At 72.2% G+C, this 19,316-nt stretch carries 17 protein-coding genes; 9 read left to right on the top strand and 8 right to left on the bottom strand.

Going from position 1 to position 19,316, the window contains the following annotated elements; genetic code table 11:
- Window positions 1-126 precede the first annotated feature (126 nt).
- From AB0C03_RS03495 to AB0C03_RS03465, 7 genes are all read left to right on the top strand, one after another.
- The gene (locus tag AB0C03_RS03495) at window positions 127-1,713 is read left to right on the top strand and encodes an amino acid permease (protein ID WP_357633950.1); all 1,587 of its coding nucleotides are present in this window, start codon (window positions 127-129) and stop codon (window positions 1,711-1,713) included.
- A gap of 114 nt (window positions 1,714-1,827) precedes the next feature.
- Entirely contained in the window at window positions 1,828-3,192 is a 1,365-nt protein-coding gene (locus AB0C03_RS03490) for a glutamine synthetase family protein (RefSeq protein ID WP_357633946.1), read from the top strand.
- Window positions 3,193-3,302: 110 nt separating this feature from the next.
- Entirely contained in the window at window positions 3,303-4,658 is a 1,356-nt protein-coding gene (locus tag AB0C03_RS03485) for an aldehyde dehydrogenase family protein (protein WP_357633943.1), read from the top strand.
- 5 nt (window positions 4,659-4,663) lie between these two features.
- Entirely contained in the window at window positions 4,664-5,431 is a 768-nt protein-coding gene (locus AB0C03_RS03480) for a 3-oxoacyl-ACP reductase (RefSeq protein ID WP_030337623.1), read from the top strand.
- Between the two features lie 35 nt (window positions 5,432-5,466).
- Complete coding sequence (locus AB0C03_RS03475; protein ID WP_357633940.1) at window positions 5,467-6,171, top strand: gamma-glutamyl-gamma-aminobutyrate hydrolase family protein; 705 nt, start codon at window positions 5,467-5,469, stop codon at window positions 6,169-6,171.
- Window positions 6,172-6,218: 47 nt separating this feature from the next.
- Entirely contained in the window at window positions 6,219-6,770 is a 552-nt protein-coding gene (locus AB0C03_RS03470; protein ID WP_030337621.1) for a pyridoxamine 5'-phosphate oxidase family protein, read from the top strand.
- A gap of 193 nt (window positions 6,771-6,963) precedes the next feature.
- Window positions 6,964-10,620: a SpoIIE family protein phosphatase gene (locus AB0C03_RS03465; protein ID WP_357633936.1), complete on the top strand. Its 3,657-nt coding sequence runs from the start codon at window positions 6,964-6,966 to the stop codon at window positions 10,618-10,620.
- Between the two features lie 57 nt (window positions 10,621-10,677).
- Here the strand turns inward: AB0C03_RS03465 and AB0C03_RS03460 are convergent, their stop codons facing one another.
- The gene (locus AB0C03_RS03460; RefSeq protein WP_030337619.1) at window positions 10,678-10,992 is read right to left on the bottom strand and encodes an STAS domain-containing protein; all 315 of its coding nucleotides are present in this window, start codon (window positions 10,990-10,992) and stop codon (window positions 10,678-10,680) included.
- A gap of 95 nt (window positions 10,993-11,087) precedes the next feature.
- Between AB0C03_RS03460 and map the strand changes: the two genes are divergently transcribed.
- The gene (gene map, locus AB0C03_RS03455) at window positions 11,088-11,945 is read left to right on the top strand and encodes a type I methionyl aminopeptidase (protein WP_030337618.1); all 858 of its coding nucleotides are present in this window, start codon (window positions 11,088-11,090) and stop codon (window positions 11,943-11,945) included.
- Between the two features lie 169 nt (window positions 11,946-12,114).
- The gene (locus AB0C03_RS03450; protein WP_030337617.1) at window positions 12,115-12,828 is read left to right on the top strand and encodes a VIT1/CCC1 transporter family protein; all 714 of its coding nucleotides are present in this window, start codon (window positions 12,115-12,117) and stop codon (window positions 12,826-12,828) included.
- A 6-nt stretch (window positions 12,829-12,834) separates the two neighbouring features.
- Here the strand turns inward: AB0C03_RS03450 and AB0C03_RS03445 are convergent, their stop codons facing one another.
- From AB0C03_RS03445 to AB0C03_RS03415, 7 genes are all read right to left on the bottom strand, one after another.
- A complete protein-coding gene (locus AB0C03_RS03445; protein ID WP_030337616.1) occupies window positions 12,835-13,563 on the bottom strand; it encodes a hypothetical protein in 729 nt (242 codons plus the stop codon).
- Window positions 13,564-13,592: 29 nt separating this feature from the next.
- Complete coding sequence (locus AB0C03_RS03440; RefSeq protein ID WP_036412576.1) at window positions 13,593-14,093, bottom strand: nitroreductase/quinone reductase family protein; 501 nt, start codon at window positions 14,091-14,093, stop codon at window positions 13,593-13,595.
- Between the two features lie 73 nt (window positions 14,094-14,166).
- The gene (locus tag AB0C03_RS03435) at window positions 14,167-16,944 is read right to left on the bottom strand and encodes an FtsX-like permease family protein (RefSeq protein ID WP_357633929.1); all 2,778 of its coding nucleotides are present in this window, start codon (window positions 16,942-16,944) and stop codon (window positions 14,167-14,169) included.
- The gene (locus tag AB0C03_RS03430) at window positions 16,941-17,675 is read right to left on the bottom strand and encodes an ABC transporter ATP-binding protein (RefSeq protein ID WP_030337612.1); all 735 of its coding nucleotides are present in this window, start codon (window positions 17,673-17,675) and stop codon (window positions 16,941-16,943) included. The genes AB0C03_RS03435 and AB0C03_RS03430 overlap by 4 nt, the downstream gene beginning before the upstream one ends.
- A gap of 13 nt (window positions 17,676-17,688) precedes the next feature.
- Window positions 17,689-18,291, bottom strand: a complete 603-nt coding sequence (locus tag AB0C03_RS03425; protein ID WP_030337611.1) for a PadR family transcriptional regulator — start codon at window positions 18,289-18,291, stop codon at window positions 17,689-17,691.
- Window positions 18,292-18,343: 52 nt separating this feature from the next.
- Window positions 18,344-18,781 (bottom strand): ferritin-like domain-containing protein, encoded by a 438-nt coding sequence (locus AB0C03_RS03420; protein WP_030337610.1) that lies wholly within the window; start codon window positions 18,779-18,781, stop codon window positions 18,344-18,346.
- Complete coding sequence (locus tag AB0C03_RS03415) at window positions 18,778-19,305, bottom strand: hypothetical protein (protein ID WP_247680684.1); 528 nt, start codon at window positions 19,303-19,305, stop codon at window positions 18,778-18,780. Before AB0C03_RS03415 ends, AB0C03_RS03420 begins: the two co-directional genes overlap by 4 nt.
- Window positions 19,306-19,316 lie beyond the last annotated feature (11 nt).

Genomic DNA, 19,316 nt, shown 5'->3' with positions numbered 1-19,316 from the left:
TGGCTGGACGGCAACGCAATTAGCCCACCGGGAGTGAGATTCCCACCGACTACGTATTGACCGCCTTGATCGGCCGGGTCGACACTTTGCCCACTCGCACGCGGAACCACCTCAGGGAGGTGTGCAGTGGCCACGACGCCCGTGCCGACCGCCGAGCAACCGATGGACGACGACGCCCGACGGCTCGCTGAACTCGGCTACAAACAGGAACTACGCCGCAAGTGGAGTGGCTTCTCCAACTTCGCCATCTCCTTCTCGATCATCTCGATCCTGGCCGGTTGCTTCACCACCTTCGGTCAGGCGTGGAACAACGGCGGGCCGGTCGCCATCTCCTGGGGCTGGCCGCTGATCTCGCTGTTCATCCTGATCATCGGCTTCTGCATGGCGGAGCTGGTGTCGGCGTACCCGACAGCGGGCGGGATCTACTGGTGGGCGGCCACCATGGGCCGTCCCGTGCACGGCTGGTTCACCGGCTGGCTGAACCTGATCGGTCTGGTGGCGGTCACCGCCTCGGTCGACTACGGCTGCGCGACGTTTCTCAACCTCACCCTGTCGGCGCTCTTCGACGGCTGGGCCGGGACGCTGCGGCAGGCGTTCATGCTCTTCGTGATCATCCTGGTGCTGCACGGGCTGATCAACATCTTCGGGCACCGGATCATCGACGTACTCCAGAACGTCTCGGTCTGGTGGCACGTGGCCGGCGCGGCCGTCGTGGTGGCCATCCTGGTCTTCGTTCCCGACAACCACCAGAGCTTCCAGTTCGTGTTCACCGAGCGGTTCAACAACTCCGGCTTCGGTGACGGCGACATCGGCGGGCTGACGTTCTGGTTCTACGTGCTGCCGCTGGGTTTCCTGCTCACCCAGTACACGATCACCGGCTTCGACGCCTGCGCGCACGTCTCCGAGGAGACCCGGGGCGCCTCGCAGGCCGCGGCCCGTGGCCTCTGGCAGTCGATCTTCTACTCGGCGGTCGGTGGCTGGATCCTGCTGCTGGCGTTCCTCTTCGCGGCCACCGACGTCGAGGCGGTCAACGCCGCGGGCGGCTTCTCCGGCGCCATCTTCGAGTCCGCGTTGACCCCGGTCTTCTTCAAGATCGTCATCATCATCTCCACCATCGGCCAGTTCTTCTGCGGCATGAGCTGCGTGACCTCGATGAGCCGCATGGCGTACGCGTTCAGTCGGGACCGGGCGGTGCCCGGATGGCGGCTCTGGTCGACCGTCGACCGCAACGGCACCCCGGTCAACGCCATCATCGGCGCCACGCTGGCCGGTCTGGTGCTGACCCTGCCGGCGCTCTACGAGAGCTCCGCCGGCATCCCGATCGCCTTCTACGCGGTGGTCTCCGTCGCGGTGCTCGGGCTCTACCTGTCGTTCCTCATCCCGATCGCGCTGCGGCTGCGGATGGGCGACCGGTTCGTCCCCGGGCCGTGGACGCTGGGCCGCAGGTACAAGCTGCTCGGCTGGATCGCGGTGATCGAGATCGCGATCATCGCCGTGTACTTCGTGCTGCCGATCGTGCCCGCCGGGGTGCCCGGCAACGACGGGTTCACCTGGTCGGCGGTGAACTACGCGCCGTTGGCCGTGGGCGGGGTGCTGCTGGTCGTCGCCGTCTGGTGGTACGCCTCGGCCCGCAAGTGGTTCACCGGCCCGGTCCGCACTGTCGAGCAAGCCACGCCGGCGGCCGACCCGACGCCCGCCGACGGCCCCGCCTGATCAGCGCCCGGCGGGACGGGCGGTGCGGCGTCCCGCCGGGTTTGCCGCCCGTGCCGCCGGGGGCATTGACGGTGATCCGGTTTGCCAGTAGACCTTGGTGATGGAGGCCCGCGAATGAGGAAAGCACCGCTCACGCTGGAACAACTGCGGGTCGCCGTCGCCGAGGGTGAGATCGACACCGTGGTGCTGGCCCTCGTCGACATGCAGGGTCGCCTTCAGGGGAAACGGTTTCACGCGCCGTTCTTCCTCGATCAGGTCGCCGAGCACGGCAGCGAGGGGTGCAACTACCTGCTCGCCGTCGACGTGGACATGAACACCGTCGACGGGTACGCGATGTCGAGCTGGGACCGCGGCTACGGCGACTTCGCGATGGTGCCCGACTTCGCGACCCTGCGCCGGATGCCCTGGCAGCCCGGCTCCGCCCTGCTGCTGGCCGACCTGACCTGGCTGGACGGCTCGGGTGACGTGGTCGCCTCGCCCCGGCAGATCCTGCGCCGGCAACTGGACCGGCTGGCCGAGCACGGGCTGACCGCGTACGCCGGCACCGAGCTGGAGTTCGTGCTGTTCCGCGACTCGTACGAGGACGCCTGGCGACGCGGCTACCGCGACCTGACCCCGGCGAACCAGTACAACGTGGACTATTCCCTGCTCGGCACCGCCCGGGTGGAGCCGCTGCTGCGCCGCATCCGCACCGAGATGGCCGGCGCCGGGCTCACCCCCGAGAGCGCCAAGGGCGAGTGCAACCTCGGCCAGCACGAAATCGCCTTCCGGTACGACGAGGCGGTGGCCTGCGCCGACCACCACGTCATCTACAAGAACGGGGCCAAGGAAATCGCCGCCCAGGAGGGCATGGCGATCACCTTCATGGCCAAGCCGAACGAGCGGGAGGGCAACTCCTGCCACATCCACTTCTCGCTGCGGGACTCGTCGGGTTCGTCGGCGATGCTCGGCGACGGGCCGGCGCACCTGAGCGAGACCGGGCAGCGGGTGCTCGCCGGGCTGTTGGCCACCATGCGGGAGTTCAGCCTGCTCTTCGCCCCGAACATCAACTCCTACAAGCGGTACCAGCCGGGCTCGTTCGCCCCGACGGCGCTGCGCTGGGGCGTCGACAACCGCACCTGCGCGTTGCGGGTGGTCGGGCACGGGCAGGGCATGCGGGTGGAGAACCGGGTGCCCGGCGCCGACGTCAACCCGTACCTGGCGATCGCCGGGCTGGTCGCCGGCGCGTTGCACGGCATCGACGGTGAGTTGGAGTTGGGGCAGGAGTGCGCCGGCAACGCGTACGACGACCCGGAGGCGGAGCGTGTCCCCACCACGTTGCGCGACGCCCTGGCCCTGTGGGAGGGCTCGACGGTGGCCCGCGAGGCGTTCGGCGACGAGGTCGTGGCCCACTACGCCAACCAGGCGAGGGTCGAGCTGGCGGCCTTCGACGCCGCGGTGACGGACTGGGAGCTGACCCGTGGCTTCGAACGCCTCTGACCCCCCGAAACCCGCCGCGATCTTGCACTTTGTGTCGCCGGTCTGCGTACAGATAAGGCTTTTGCCCGGGCAGAAACTGCAAGATCGCGTAGGGGAGGGGTGGGTGGGGCGTGACAGTTGTTGTTGACCCGGCCTCGGGGCAGGGGTTTCGGGAGGTTCCTGGGGCCTCGGTGGACGAGGTGGATGCCGCGATCTCGCGGGCGGCGGCCGCGTTCGAGGCGTGGCGGGAGGTCGGGCCGGGGGACCGGGCGCGGTTGCTGCGGCGGTTCGCCGCCGTTGTGGACGCGCACGTGGACGAGCTGGCCGGGCTGGAGGTGCGCAACTCCGGGCACACCATCGGCAACGCCCGCTGGGAGGCCGGCAACGTCCGTGACGTGCTCGACTACTACGCCGGGGCCCCGGAGCGGCTGACCGGCCGGCAGATCCCCGTGCCCGGTGGGCTGGACGTCACCTTCCACGAGCCACTCGGTGTGGTCGGCGTGATCGTGCCCTGGAACTTCCCCATGCCGATCGCCGCCTGGGGGTTCGCCCCGGCGCTCGCCGCCGGCAACACGGTGGTGCTCAAACCCGCCGAGTTGACCCCGCTCACCGCGCTGCGCCTGGCCGAGCTGGCCCGTGAGGCGGGCCTGCCCGACGACGTCTTCACAGTGATCCCGGGAGCCGGTGACGTGGTGGGGGAACGGTTCGTCAGCCACCCGGCGGTCCGCAAGATCTGCTTCACCGGCTCCACCGAGGTCGGCACCCGGATCATGGTCGGCTGCGCCGCCCAGGTGAAGCGACTCACCCTGGAGTTGGGCGGCAAGAGCGCGAACATCGTGTTCGCCGACGCCGACCTGGAACGCGCCGCCGCCACCGCGCCGGGCGCGGTCTTCGACAACGCCGGCCAGGACTGCTGCGCACGGTCGCGGATCCTGGTCCAACGTCCGGTGTACGACCGGTTCCTGGAACTGCTCGAACCAGCGGTACGCGCGGTACGCGTCGAGGACCCGTCCCGCGACACCGCCGAGATGGGCCCGCTGATCTCCGCCGCCCAGCGGGACCGGGTCGCCGGTTACCTCACCGGTGCGACAGTCGCCTTCACCGGCTCCTGCCCCGACGGCGGCGGTTTCTGGCACGCGCCCACGGTGCTGCTGGCCGACTCGCCAGCCGACCGGCACTGGCGGGAGGAGATCTTCGGCCCGGTGGTCTCGGTGCTGCCGTTCGACGACGAGGCGGACGCGATCCGGCTCGCCAACGACACCGAGTACGGCCTCTCCGGCTCGATCTGGACCCGGGACGTCGGTCGGGCCCTGCGCCTGGCCCGTGCCGTCGACTCGGGCAACCTCAGCGTCAATTCGCACTCCTCGGTGCGCTACTGGACCCCGTTCGGCGGGATGAAGCGGTCCGGGCTCGGCCGTGAGCTGGGCCCGGACGCGCTGCACTCCTTCACCGACGTCAAGAACGTCTTCATCGCGACAGAGGAGTGAGGCCAGTGCAGGGTCGGTTGCAGGACCGGGTGGCAGTGGTCACCGGAGCGGGCAGCGGCATCGGGTTGGCCACCGTGCGACGGTTCGCCGCCGAGGGGGCCCGGGTGGTCTGCGTGGACATCGATACGGACGCCGGCGCGAAGGCCGCGCAGGAGTGCGGCGGCGAGTTCGTGGCCACCGACGTGACCGACGAGTCGGCGGTACGCGACCTGTTCGACGGGGTGGCCGACCGGCACGGCCGGGTGGACATCGCGTTCAACAACGCCGGCATCTCACCGCCGGACGACGACTCCATCCTGGACACCGGCCTGGACGCCTGGGAGCGGGTGCTGCGGGTCAACACCACGAGCGTCTACCTGTGCTGCAAGTACGCCATTCCGCACATGCGGCGGCAGGGCAAGGGCTCGATCATCAACACCGCGTCGTTCGTGGCGTTGATGGGCGCGGCGACGTCGCAGATCGCGTACACCGCCAGCAAGGGCGGGGTGCTGGCGATGACCCGGGAGCTGGGGGTCCAGTTCGCCCGGGAGGGCATCCGGGTGAACGCGCTCTGCCCCGGCCCGGTCGCCACCCCGTTGCTGCTGGAGCTCTTCGCCGCCGACCCGGAACGGGCCGCCCGCCGGCTGGTGCACGTGCCGATGGGCCGCTTCGGGCAACCGGAGGAGATCGCCGCCGCGGTGGCGTTCCTGGCCAGTGACGACGCCTCGTTCATGACCGCCGCGCAGTTCGTGGTCGACGGTGGCATCACCGGCGCCTACGTGACCCCCCTGTGAGGAGCGCGGGTGTGCGAGCCCCGCAGTCGCGAACGGTGCCAACTCGGCGGAGGCCGCTGATCGGGGTCAGCGCGTACGTCGAGCCGGCCGACTGGGCTGTCTGGCGGGGTGTGCGGGCGGTGCTGGTGCCGGAGGCGTACACCCGGGCGGTGACGGCCGCTGGTGGCCGGGCGGTGGTGCTGCCGCCCGACGACGTGGACGCGGACGTGGTGGGTGTCCTGGACGGGTTGTTGCTGGCCGGTGGCGCGGACGTCGGCCCGGGGCGGTACGGCCAGCCGACCGACCCGCGTACCGAGGACCGGCCGGACCGGGACGCCGGCGAGCTGACGGTGTTGGCCGCCGCGCTCGCCGCCGGGCTGCCGGTGCTGGGCGTGTGCCGGGGGATGCAGTTGCTCGCGGTCGCGTACGGTGGCGCCCTGCACCAGCACCTGCCCGACGTGGTGGGTCACGAGGCGCACCGTCCGGCGCCCGGCGTGTACGGGGCGCACCCGGTGCGGTTCGCGCCGGGGAGCCTGGCCGCGTCGGTGCTGGCGGGGGTCGACCAGGTCAACTCGTACCACCACCAGGCAGTGGCCGATCCGGGCCGGCTCACGGTGACCGGGTGGGCGGGGGACGGGGTGGTCGAGGCGGTGGAGGATCCGGCCCGGCCGTTCGTGCTCGGGGTGCAGTGGCATCCGGAGAACGAGCGGGATCCCCGTCCGATCACGGCGTTGGTGCGGGCGGCTGACCAGCGGGTGTGACTGAGATCGCCCCCGCCGGCCGATGGCGCGGATGGGAGGATCGACGGATGGGCAAGGTCTACCCGGAGATCGACGGTCGTCTGCGTGAGTTCATCGCGGCCCAGCCGCTCTTCTTCGTGGCCACCGCGCCGTCCGGTGCCGAGGGGCACGTCAACGTGTCGCCGAAGGGCATGCGGGGCACGTTCGTGATCCTCGGCCCGCACCGGGTGGCCTACCTCGACTATCACGGCAGCGGCGCGGAGACCATCGCCCACCTGCGGGACAACGGCCGGATCACGCTGATGTTCTGTGCCTTCGACGGCCCGCCGAAGATCGTCCGGTTGCACGGTCGGGGCAGCAGCGTCGCGGTGACCGAGGACGGGTTCGCCGATCGGCTCGCCGAGTTTCCGGCACCGCCGGACGTGCACGCCGTCCGGGCTGTCATCAGTGTCGAGGTGGAGCGGGTCAGTGACTCCTGCGGGTACGCGGTGCCACTGATGGACTTCCGGGCCGAACGTGATCTGTTGCTCACCTCACACTCCCGCCGCAGCACCGACGACCTGGTCGTCTACCGGGCCACCAAGAACGCGGCGAGCATCGACGGCCTGCCCGTCTTCTGACCCGTCAGCGCACTGGGATCACCGCCGTTCGACGCCGTGGTCGTCCGTACTGTCCGGTGCCCGACGGTTCAGGCGTAGCTAACCAGCGTCGCGCGCCCGTGATGCGTTACGTTGCCGGTTCGCTTGGGTACAAGTCGGAGCACGGCGGGGTGAAGATCAACGGCTGAGGGGTACGGCCGGAGCGGGAGGCTGCATGAGCTCGGCCCAGGGGGGCGCGGACATCGGGCATTCCGGCGTGTCCGGTCACGAGATCTCCCCGATGCTGGCTGCCGCCTTCTCGGCCGGTGGCGAGATGGGCGACCGGTTGGCCCGCTTCGACTGGTCCTCCGGCCCGCTGGGTGAGCCCGGTCAGTGGCCCCCGGCGCTCACCACCGCGGTCGGGATGATGCTCGCCTCCAGTTCCCCGATCGTGATGTTCTGGGGCGACGAGCAGTTGGCCTTCTACAACGACGCGTACCGGCCGACCATCGGCGCCAAGCATCCGGACGTGATCGGCCAGCCGGCCCGCGCGTACTGGTCGGAGACGTGGGCGGTGCTCGGTCCGCTGCTCGACGGGGTACGGCGCACCGGGCGCTCCTACCGGGGCGAGGACCATCCCTTTCTGCTGGACCGGCACGGCTTCGTCGAGCAGACGTACTTCAACGTCTCGTACGACCCGATCCGGGGTGACGACGGTTCGGTCAGCGGCGTCTACTGCATCGTCAGCGAGACCACCGGGCGGGTGCTCGGTGAGCGCCGGCTGCGGGCGCTCTCCGAGCTGGGTGCCGAGCTGAGCGACATCGGCAGCGCCGTGGAGCTGGGCCGGACCGCCGCCGGGGTGCTCGGCCGGTACCGGGCCGACGTGCCGTTCGCCCTGATCTATCTGGTTGACGAGAGCGACCAGGTCATCCTGGCCGGCAGCACCGGCACCACCCCGCCCGCCGCTGATGTCACCCAGGTGCTGACCCGGTTGATCGCCGATGGTTCGCCCGCCACCGTCGAGGTGGCCGGTCTGCTCGACGCGTCGCCGGTCGACGCCGCCGACCAAGCCCTCGTGCTGCCGCTCACGGCGACCAACCAGACGGTCGGCGCGCTGATCGTCGGTGTGGCCCGCCAGCTGCCGCTCAGCGACGACTACCGCAACTTCTTCGGCCTGGTCGCCGCCCAGATCTCCAAGGCGCTCGGCACCCAGCGGGCGTACGAGGAGGAGCGGGCCCGGGCCGCCGAGCTGGCCGCGTTGGACCGGGCGAAGACCAACTTCTTCGCCAACGTCAGCCATGAGTTCCGCACCCCACTGACCCTGGTGCTCGGCCCGCTGGAGGACATGCTGGCCGACCCGGAGCTGCCCGCTGCCGAGACCGACCGGCTCACCATGATGCACCGCAACGCGCTGCGCCTGCTCAAGCTGGTCAACACCGTGCTGGACTTCTCCCGGCTGGAGTCGGGTCGGCTCGCCGCCCGCTACCAGCCCACCGATCTCGCCGGTTACACCGCCAGGCTGGCCAGCACCTTCCGCTCGGCCACCGACCGGGCCGGGTTGCGACTGGTGGTGGACTGTCCGCCGCTGCCCACTGCGGTCTTCGTCGACCGGGACATGTGGGAGAAGATCGTCCTCAACCTGGTGTCGAACGCTGTCAAGTTCACCTTCGACGGCGAGATCCGGGTGCGGATCCGGGCCGTGCAGGGCGCGGCCCGGCTGGAGGTGACGGACACCGGCATCGGCATCGTGCCGGAGGAGCTGCCGCACGTCTTCGAACGGTTCCACCGGGTGCCGGGGGTGCGGGCACGCACCCACGAGGGCACCGGCATCGGCCTCGCGCTGGTCCGGGAGCTGGTCGAGATGCACGGCGGTGAGGTCGGACTGACCAGTCAGGTCGACGTGGGCAGCACCTTCACGGTGACCGTTCCGTTCGGCTCGGCGCACCTGCCGGCGGAGCGGGTGGTGGCGTTCGACCCGCTGCCCGTCGGTGAGCCCGAGCAGGCCCGACTCTTCGTGGCGGAGACCGCGCTGTGGGCCGGTGTCGCGCCGGCACCCGAGGTCGACCGTCAGCCGGCGACGGCCCTGCCGGCCGGCCGGATCCTGGTCGTCGACGACAACGCCGACCTTCAGGAGCACGTCAGCCGGCTGCTCTCCCCGACCTGGGAGGTGGTCACCGCCAACGACGGGCTCGACGCCCTGCCGATGGCCCGCGAGGGCGGGTTCGACCTGGTGCTCACCGACGTGATGATGCCTCGGCTGGACGGGTTCGGGCTGGTGAGCGCGCTGCGCGCGGACCCGCGTACCCGGTATGTGCCGATCGTGCTGCTCTCCGCCCGAGCCGGCTCCGCGGAGGCCGTCGCCGGCCTCGCCGTCGGCGCCGACGACTACCTCACCAAGCCGTTCTCCGCCCAGGAGCTGATCGCCCGGGTGCGGGCCAACGTGGAACTGGGCCAGCTGCGCGGGCAGATCATCCGCCGGCTCCGGGCGTTGGCCGACGCGGCGGTGGCGGTGAACACCGCCCGATCCACCGCCGACGTGCTCCAGGTCGCCGCCCGGCACGCGTTGAGCCTCGCCGAGGCCGCCCGGGTGGTGGTCACCGCGGCCGAGGCCCGTTTCGAGGCGGACGGCGGCGGCATCACCGCCGCCGACCCGTCCTTCGTGGCCGAGCTGACCGGCACCGCCGGAAGGAAGCTCGGTGAGCTGCAGGTCTGGCGGGCGGACGGCGATGAGGCGCAGGCCGACGACGCGGCGCTGACCCAGCTGGCCCGGCTCGTCGGGGTGCGACTGGAGAACGCCCAGCTCTACGAAGCCGAACACCGGATCGCCACCACCCTGCAGCACAGCCTGCTGCCCCGATCGCTGCCCCAACTGCCCGGCGCGGTCGTGGCCAGCCGCTACCTGCCCGGCAGCGCCGACGTCGAGGTCGGCGGCGACTGGTACGACGCTGTCGCGTTGAACGGCGACGAACTGGTGCTGGTCATCGGGGACGTGGTCGGTAAGGGCGTTCCGGCCGCCGCGGCGATGGGCCAGCTGCGCAACGCGCTGCGGGCGTACGTGCTGGAGGGCTTCGATCCGGGTGAGTCGCTGACCCGGCTCAACCGGCTGGTCGGCTCGACCGAGGGCCGATCCTTCGCGACGGTGGTCTGTCTGATGTTCAACCCCCGCTCTGGTCGGCTGCGGTACGCGAGCGCCGGCCACCCGTCCCCACTGTTGATCACTGGAGGCGACGTGGCGTTCCTGCACGACCGGGCGCTCGGTCCACCGGTCGGCGCCCTCCCCGGTGCCACGTACGAGTCGGTCGAGGCCGAGTTGCCGGCCGGCAGTCGGCTGCTGCTCTACACCGACGGGCTGATCGAGGACCGTCAGATCGGCATCGACGCCTCACTGGCCCAGCTCCGCGTCGACGCGGCCGCCCCGAGTGAGCACGTGGTGGACCTGATCGACGCGGTGGTCGAGCGGGTCACCGGGCGGCCGCGCCGCGACGACGTCGCCGTCCTCGCCCTGGAGGCGGCGGAGCTGAACCGTTTCGCACTGCGGCTGCCGGCGGACCCGACCCGGCTCAGCGTGCTGCGCAAGCGGTTGGAGGACTTCCTGGTCGCGCACTCCGTCGGCGAGACCGACCTGTTCGACCTGACCGTCGCCGTGTCCGAGGCCGCCGCCAACGCCATCGAGCACCCGATCCACCCCGCCGAGGCCATGATCAGTGTGGAGGTGGCCATCGAGGGTCGGACGGTGACGGCCACGGTGCGCGACAGCGGGCAGTGGCGGGAGTCGACCGGCTCCGGCTTCCGGGGCCGCGGCCTTGCCCTGATCAGAGCGCTCGGCGACCTGTCGGTGCAGCGTACCGATGAGGGCACCGAGGTGACGCTGCGCCGGCAGCTGCAGGACTGACCGCGCGCCCGGCGGCGGCCGGGCCCAGTGGGCCGGCGGGAGACTGTGACGCCGACCCTAGGCCGGGTCGAGCCAGCTCTGCTCGCCGAGGCCGGAGATCTCCAGCACGCGACGGACCTGCCGGGACGGACGAACGGTGAGCGCGCCCGGAACCTGCTGGGCGAGCCGGACCAGGGCGTGGATGGCGGCCGAGTCGAAGAAGGTGACAGCGCTCAGGTCGAGAGTGATCTTCCCGGCGGGCTCGCGCAGGGCTGTCTGGAGCATCGTGTCCGCGGTCGCCATGTCGACCTCACCGGCTACCACCACGTAGAGGTGGCCATCGTCGAGTTCGGCGCTGGCGGAGAAGACAGGCGGTGCTTCCCCTTGATCCACGCAGACACCTTGACACAGCCGTCCAGACAGGGCAACAACCCCCACCGGGCGGCCGTGGCGCGGCTCACCGGCGGTCCCGGCGATAGGCTTGCGACATGACCGTCCGCCCGCCGCTGACACCAGGCACGCTCTCCCCGATGCGACCGGTGCCGTCCCAGATCGCCCGACCGGAGTACGTGGGCAAGACGCGCCCGCAACAGTGGCGTGGCTCGCACGTGCAGACGCCGGAGACCATCGAGAAGATGCGGGTCGCCAGCCGGCTCGCCGCCCAGGCCACCCAGCTCGCCGGCGAGCACTGCAAGCCCGGTGTGACCACCGACGAGATCGACAAGGTGGTGCACGAGTTCCTCTGCGACCACGGCGCGTACCCGTCGACGTTGGGCTACAAGGGCTTCCCGAAGTCCTGCTGCACCAGCCTGAACGAGGTCATCTGCCACGGCATTCCGGACTCCACGGTCCTGCAGGACGGCGACATCATCAACGTCGACGTGACCGCGTACATCGGTGGGGTGCACGGTGACACCGACGCCACCTTCTGCGTCGGAGAGGTCAGCGAAGAGGCCCGGCTGCTGGTCGAGCGGACCCACGAGGCGATGATGCGCGGCATCCGCGCGGTCGCCCCGGGCCGCCAGATCAACGTCGTGGGCCGGGTCATCGAGTCGTACGCCAAGCGGTTCGGCTACGGCGTGGTCCGCGACTTCACCGGCCACGGCATCGGCGAGGCATTCCACAGCGGCCTCTATGTGCCGCACTACGACAGCCCGCGTCCCACGGACATCATGGAGCCGGGCATGACGTTCACCATCGAGCCGATGATCACCCTGGGCACCTACCAGTACGACATGTGGGACGACGGGTGGACCGTGGTCACCAAGGACCGGAAGTGGACGGCACAGTTCGAGCACACCATCGTGGTGACCGACGACGGCCACGAGATCCTGACGCTTCCGTGAGCGCGAGGAACGCAGCGCAGCGGAGTCCCGCAGTCGCGAACAGGGCCAGCGCCGTGAGCGCGAGGAACGCAGCGCAGCGGAGTCCCGCAGTCGCGAACAGGGCCAGCGCGGTGAGCGCGAGGAACGCAGCGCAGCGGAGTCCCGCAGTCGCGATCGAAGGGCAGGCGCCGTGACCGACACCCCGGCGGCGCTGCGTGAGGCGCACCACGCGGACGTCTCCGGCGGCTGGTTGCGCCCGGCCGTCTTCGGCGCGATGGACGGCCTGGTCACCAACATCGCCCTGATCGCCGGCGTCGGCGGCGGCGGGGTGTCGCCCCGCAGCATCGTGCTCACCGGCACCGCCGGCCTGGTGGCCGGCGCGATCTCGATGGGGCTCGGCGAGTACACCAGCGTGCGCTCCGCCAACGAGCAGGTCGCCGCCGAGGTGGCGAAGGAGCGCCGGGAGTTGGAACGGCACCCCGAGGCGGAGGCCCGGGAGCTGGCCGACGCGTGGGTGGCCCGGGGTCTGCCCCGGGACCTCGCGACCCAGGTCGCCGAGGCGGTGCGGCGCGACCCGGAGGAGGCGCTGCGGGTGCACGTCCGCGAGGAGTTGGGCGTCGACCCCGACGACCAGCCCAGCCCGTGGGCCGCGGCGATCTCGTCGTTCCTGTTCTTCTCGATCGGCGCGCTGGTTCCGCTGTTGCCGTACCTGCTCGGCGCCACCGAACTCTGGCTGACCCTCGCCGTCGGCGGGCTGGGGTTGTTCGTCGCCGGTGCCGTGGTGGCCCGCTTCACCAACCGTCCGTGGTGGACCAGTGGGCTGCGTCAGCTGCTGCTGGGCGCCGCAGCGGCCGGCGCCACCTATCTGATCGGCGCGCTGATCGGTGTGTCGGGCGGGCTGTGACGCGCGTCAGGTGCTGAGCAGCTCGTCGATGGTGCCGTCGACGGCGCGGCCCCGGGCGGCCAGCTCCTCGGCCTGCCGGGCCAGCACCACACCCACCTCGGTCATGTCCGCGCCGGCCAGACCGGTGCGGCGTACCGCGTCACCCGGATCACGGAAGTAGGTGCGACTCAGCAGGCCGGTCACCGTGGCCGCCGCCAACCGGGCCTCACCGAGCATCAGCAGAGCCTGATCGGTCTCGTACCACTCGGCGAGCCGGGCCGCCCGGGAGTGCGCCGCGCTGCCCCGGTACCACGCCTGCCGGGCCGCGGAGCTGAACTCCGCCGGACGGGCCCGGGCCAGCCGGCCCAGATGTTCGTCGCGCAGCGTCCGCAACCAACCCGTCGGATCGTGCAACGCCTGCGTGGTGACGTACCGGTCGGCGGTCAGCGGCCACAGCGGGGTGAGCACCCGGGCCTGGGCCAGGTAGTCGTCGGCGGCGGCCACGGTCAGGTCGACGAGCACCCCGTCCACCCGCCGGGTCGCCGGTGGCGGGCCGGTCCCAGGTCGGTAGGTGACCACCAGCATGCCCGCCTCGCGGTCCCCACCGCCGTCGTCGTCACCGTGCGCCAGTGGCCCGTGCACCGCGATCGCGAGCACGTCGGCCGGGAACCGCCGCTGGACGGCCTCGGCGACCCGCTCCGCGACCGTCCACCGTCGGTCGTCGAGGCCCCGGTCGACACTGGCCTGTTCACTCACGGGTCCGCCTTTCGCTACCGAACGTCAGCCTAGCCAGCCGACGGCGGACCGTCGGGCGCGCCGCGCCCGGTCGGGGCCAGCCGGAAGATGTGGATCTCCCGGTCGCCGGCCCGCTGCACGTACGTCCGGTACGCGGGCCACTCGGTGACCAGCAGCTGCCACAACCGGTCCCGTTCGGCGCCGGTCGCCCGCTCGGCCCGCACCGCGACCCGCCGGCCCTTCACGTCCACCTCGGCGGCGGGATCGGCGAGCAGGTTCATCGCCCAACCGGGGTGGTGCGTCTGCCCCCAGTTGGAACCGATCACGACGTACGCGTCGCCGTCGGGCACGTAGACGAGCGGATTGCTGCGCGGCTTGCCGGAGCGGCGGCCCGTCGTGGTGATCACCAGGGACGGGATCAGGCCGAGCGCTACCACCCGGCCCCGGGTGAGGCGACCGACCACCCGATCGGCGGGGACCAACAGCCGTGCGGCCGCGCCGAACCAACGATGATGACCGAGCCGACGGGTGACTCTTCCCAGCACTGACACGCCGATCAGTCTGCCGGCTGCCCGGCCCCGACGGCACCCCTGAGCGGTCCCCTTTCGATCGCCGGCGGATCAGTCAGTCCAGCCGCCGCTCGATCGGCAGTCGGGCCCTGGTGAACAGGCCCGCCCCGAGCATCGCCACCACCGGCACCAGCACCAGGATCCCGAGCGCGGGCCACGGCACCAGGAAGGGGTACGGGTCGGACACCGGCCAGTCGGTGGCGTACTGCCGGTTCACCGAGACCAGCACGATAGCGGCGGTGCCGAGGCCGGCCACGATGCCGAGCACCGACCCGAGACCGGCGATGACCCCGGCCTGGCAGATCGCCAGCAGCCGGCGTACCGCCGGGGCCGCGCCGACGGCCGCGAGGGTGGTCAGCTCGGCGCGTCCCTCGGCGGCGGCGAGCGCGGTGGCGATCCCCGCCGCCCCCACGGTGATCAACCCGGCCGCGGCCGCGAGCAGGAGAAGCAACGGTGAGACGTCGCGTGGCGCGCCGCCGTACTCCACCATCAGCGAGAACGTCCCGAAGGGCCGTATGGCGGCGGTGAACCGTGCCTGTTGCTCCTCGTCGGGCGGGGTCGTGGTGCCGATCACCCAGCCGGTCGGAGACCAGGTCAGATCGAGTTGCCGGGCGGCGGCGGCGGAGAGCAGCAGACGGGGCTGGCCGGTCGCCCGGGGCAGCGCGTACCCCGGAAGGTCGCGGACCGTGATCGGACGGTTCGGCTCGGCCCCCACGTCGCCGACCCGGACGGTCACCAGTCCGTCGTGCAGGTAGCGCGGGTCGGTCACCACCACGCCACCGGCGCGCAGGACGGCCGTGGCGGCGGCGGTCGTCGCCGGGTCCACGCCGGTGAGCAGGGGGAGCGCGGTCCCGTCGTCGACTCCGGTTTCCACGTAGCCGCCGAAGTAGTCCGCCTCGCGGATCTGGCAGCGGGGGTCGGCGCGGGCCTGCTGGCGCTGCGCCGCGGAGAGTTGGACGCCGGGCTGCCAGGGGCAGGCCCGGGTCAGCGGAAGCACTGGTGTGACATCGCAGTAGCCGGTGGGCCCTGCCCCGCAGGTCGGTGTCTGCACCTGGGCGACCGCGCCGACGCCGAACTGGGTGCGGGCCGCGTCGGTGATCTGGGCCAGCGTGGGCTGCCCGGCCGATCCGATCGGGTTGACCATCACGTGGCCGGTCGGCAGCGCCGGCCGGTAGGCGCGCGCGTCGCGGGCGACGTCGCTGGCGAGGTATCCGCCGAGGGCGACGCTGCTGGCGACGGCGGCCATCACGGCGCAGATGGCAGGTGCCGCGGCGGCCCGGTTGCGGCTGGCGTCGCGCAGCGCGATCCGTGGTGCCAGCGGCAACACCCGGCCCAGGCGAGCGAGCGCCCCGAGCAGCGTGGGCGTGCAGCAGACCAGGCCCAACTCGCCGAGAATCAGCCCGGTGAGAACCACCGCCGGGGACGTCTGGGTGGCCCCGAACGCCGCCAGCCCCGCCCCGCCGACCACCAGCGTCAGTCCGAGAACCAACCACCGGCCCTGGGATTTCGCCGGGGTGCGTCGCCCGGCGAGCCCGGCGCTGACGTCCTGCCGGGCGGCGGTCCAGGCCGGCGCCAGCGCGGCGAGCACCCCGGCCAGCACCGCGACACCACCGAGCAGGACCAGCGCGCTCGGCCAGCAGCGGTAGCCACCGAAACGGGCGCTGAAGACGTACTGCTCCATCAGCGGGCGACCGGCGAACGCCGCGCCGACGCCGACCAGCAGGCCGGCAGCGGCCCCCAGCACGCCCAACACCACACCGTCGGCCAGGACGACCCGGCGGAGTTGGGCGGCGTCCCCACCCGCCACCGCGACCAGCGCCAGATCCCGCCGGCGGCGACGGACGCCGACGGCGAAGGCCGGCCCGACCAGCAGGACGACCTCCAGCAGCCCGAGGCCGGCGATCAGGACGCCGGTGCTCAGGTCGTTGGGGTCGGTTCCCACGATCGACCCGAACCAGGTCCGGTCCGCTCCGGTCGTCGGGGCGATCCAGTGTCGCGCGGTGACCACCACCCCACGGTCGTTGAGCCGGGACACCAGCGCCGCGTCGACGGTGCCCGGCACGTCCGCCAACCAGACACCGTCCGGCTCCGGACCGGTCGACGGCACGGCCCCCGGATGCAGCGCCACCACCGGCCCGAGGTCGTCGGGGAACTCGACCACTCCCACCACTGTGTACGCCCTGCTCCCGTCGGCGGCGGCCACGGCGCGGCCGAGGCGCAGGTCCAGCCGGCGCAGCGCCACCGGACTGACGGCGACCTCACCGGCCTGCTGCGGCGCCCGGCCGGCCCGGAACCGCACCAGCCCACGGGCTAGCGGATCGGCGAGGTCCAGCACCCGACCGTTCACGACCTCGTCGCGGTGCGGGCCGCGCAGTGTCAGCGGAACGCGCTGACGAACCTCGGTGACCCGGCTGCCCGGCCCGAGCAGCTCGGTCAGCTGGGCCGCGGTCACCTTGGCGGGGAGCTCGCCGTCGCGGGTGTACCAGCCCTCACCCCACTCGTCCTGCCCCACCGGGGCGTTGGCGATCCACTGCAGCTGCGCGTCGGCCACGCCGAGGCGGCGGTCGACGCGTTCCTGTGGGGTCAGCTCGGCCATGTCGTAACTGGCGGCCAGGAAGGCCAGCGCCGCGACCGGCATGGCGATCATCGCGAGCACCAGGACGGTCCGCCGTCGGGACCGGCGTGACTCCCGCCGGGCGATCCGCAGCGCCGCCCGCCAGGAGCCGGTCAGCTCGGCGAACCGCCGTCGGCCGACCGGGGCGGGCGGCGCGACCGGCTGCCGTGACGCGCTGTCGGCCCGACCGGGGGCCCGTGGCAGGCGGCGGATGGTCACCGTTCGCTGCCGGACAGCAACTGCTCGACGCTGCCCAGCGGCGCCGTGGTGTCGACGAGGACGCCGTCGCGGAGGAACACCACCCGGTCGGCCCAGCCGGCGTGCCGCGCCTCGTGGGTGACCAGCACTCCGGCGGCACCCGCGTCGATCCGGCGGCGCAGCAGGTGCAGCACCGCCTCACCGGTCTGCGAGTCCAACGCCCCGGTGGGCTCGTCGGCGAGGACCAGCCGGCGTTCGCCCACCAGCGCGCGGGCGATCGCCACCCGCTGCTGCTGCCCGCCGGAGAGTTGGTCCGGGAAGCGGTCGCCCAACGCGGGCAGGCCCACCTCGGTGAGCGCAGTCATGGCCAGTGCGCGGGCCCGACGCCCGCTGGTTCCGTCGAGTTCCAACGGGAGCGCCACGTTCTCCAGCGCGCTGAGGCTGCCCAGCAGGTTGAGCTGCTGGAAGATGTAGCCGATCCGGCGGCGACGCAGCTGGGCCAGCCCGCGGCGGTCCAGTGCCCCCAGCGGTTGCCCCTCGACCCGGACCTCGCCGCCGGTCGGGCGGTCCAACCCACCGGCGAGAGCCAGCAGGGTCGACTTGCCGGAGCCGGAGGGCCCCATCACGGCGACCAGCTCGCCGGGCCGAACGACAAGGCTGACGCCGCGCAGCGCGTGCACCGCCGCCGGCCCGGTGCCGTGGGTGCGGTGGACGGCGCGTAGCTCCAGCACCGCGTCGTCCGCCCCGCTCACCGTCGTGCCCCGGTCACCGTCGTGCCTCCTCGCCAGCCCATCGAGCAGCGTCCCGCGCGTCGGCGTCACCGGGCGGGGGAGCGGGAGGCGCCGGGCCGCTGGGCTGGTGCCGGACCAGACTGGTCTCGCAGTGGTCCAGCCAGCGCACCTCGGCCTCGGCCTGGAACACCATCGAGTCCAGTACGAGGCGCCAGGGGAGGTCCTCCGGCCGGTTGCTGCCGTACTTCAACCGGGTCAACTCCTGCAGGGCCCGCATCGTCGCGCTGCGCTGGGCCTGCACCACCGAGCGGACGTCGACCCCGGGCGTGGTCAGCGCCAACGCCAGCTTGATCGCCAGCTCGTCGCGGGGTCGGTCGGTGCGGCTGATCGGGGTGGCGAACCACAGCGCCAGGTCCGCGCGGCCGGCGTCGGTGATCTCGTACGGGCGCTGCCCGGCCTCGCTCTCCGGCAGCGGGCGTACCAGACCGTCCCGCTCCAGCCGGGACAGCGTGGTGTAGACCTGCCCGATGTTCAGCGGCCAGGTCGAGCCGGTCGACTCCTCGAACGCGGCGCGCAGCTGGTAGCCGTACATCTGGCCGCGTTCGAGCAGGGCGAGCAACCCGTGACGGATGGACATGGCAACGGAGTATGCATACCTGGTATGCGTACTGCAACCGGAGCGGACCGGTTCAGGTCGGTCGTCCGGGAAACGGGACAGTCAGCGGGGTCAGCCCGGCCGTCTTCCGCCACCGGGTGGCCCGCACGGCGTACTCGACCAGGGCGGCCAGTGCCTGGTCCCGATCGGCGCCGGTGGTGGACGCCAGGGCGGCCCGCCAGTGCGCGGCGGTGCGCTCCTCCACCTCGGCGGCGAGCCGCAGGGCGCTGGCCCGGTCGGTGACGGGGAACGGCAGCGCGTAACCGGCGCGGTCCGGCGGGACGACGCCACCGGCCGTGGTGAGCTGCACCACCAGCGCGTCGCGTCGGCGGCGGTGCGCCGCCTCCGCCTGGCGTGCCGCGTCCCGCGCCGCTCCGCTGAGCCGGACGCCGATCCGTCCGTAGGCGTAGATGGCCGCGTACTCGGCGGACAGTGCGGAGGCGAGCGCCTCCCCGGCGGACGGCTGCCTCACTTCAGTGCCTCCTGGTGGGTGGCCCGGGCGGCGACGATCGACCCGAGCAGTGCGGCCCGTTCCGCGGGCGCCGCCGCGCAGGCCGCGGTGGCGGACTGCTGGGCGGTCTTCTCCAGCGCCCGCAGGGCAGCCCGCGCGCCGTTCGGGTCGGCCGCCGGGGCGGTGCTCGGGGCGGCGGAGGCCGCCGACGGCAGCGTCACGCCGATCACCCGGGCCAGCTCGGTGGCGTGCGCGGTGTGCGTCTCGGCGATCGGGTTGAGCCGGTCGGCCAGCTCGGGATGCGCTGTCGCGCTCGCCCGGTACGCGGCGGCCAGCGCGAGTGACTCGTCCACCATCGGCCGCAGCGGGTCGGGCGGTGGCGTCGGCTCATCGTCACGGTCGAAAAGATCACAGCCGGTCAGCGGCGTCACGGTGCCACCGAGCACCAGCAGCACCCCGGCGCTCAGGAGCTTTCGCCGGGAATGTCCGGATGTTTGGTCGCGCTGTGTCGTTCTGCCGATCCCCACCGGCCAAGTCAACACCATGCGTGCCCGTC

Source organism: Micromonospora parva, from assembly GCF_040649675.1.
Taxonomy (GTDB): Bacteria; Actinomycetota; Actinomycetes; order Mycobacteriales; family Micromonosporaceae; genus Micromonospora; species Micromonospora parva.
This window is presented reverse-complemented; position numbering and strand designations above follow the sequence as displayed.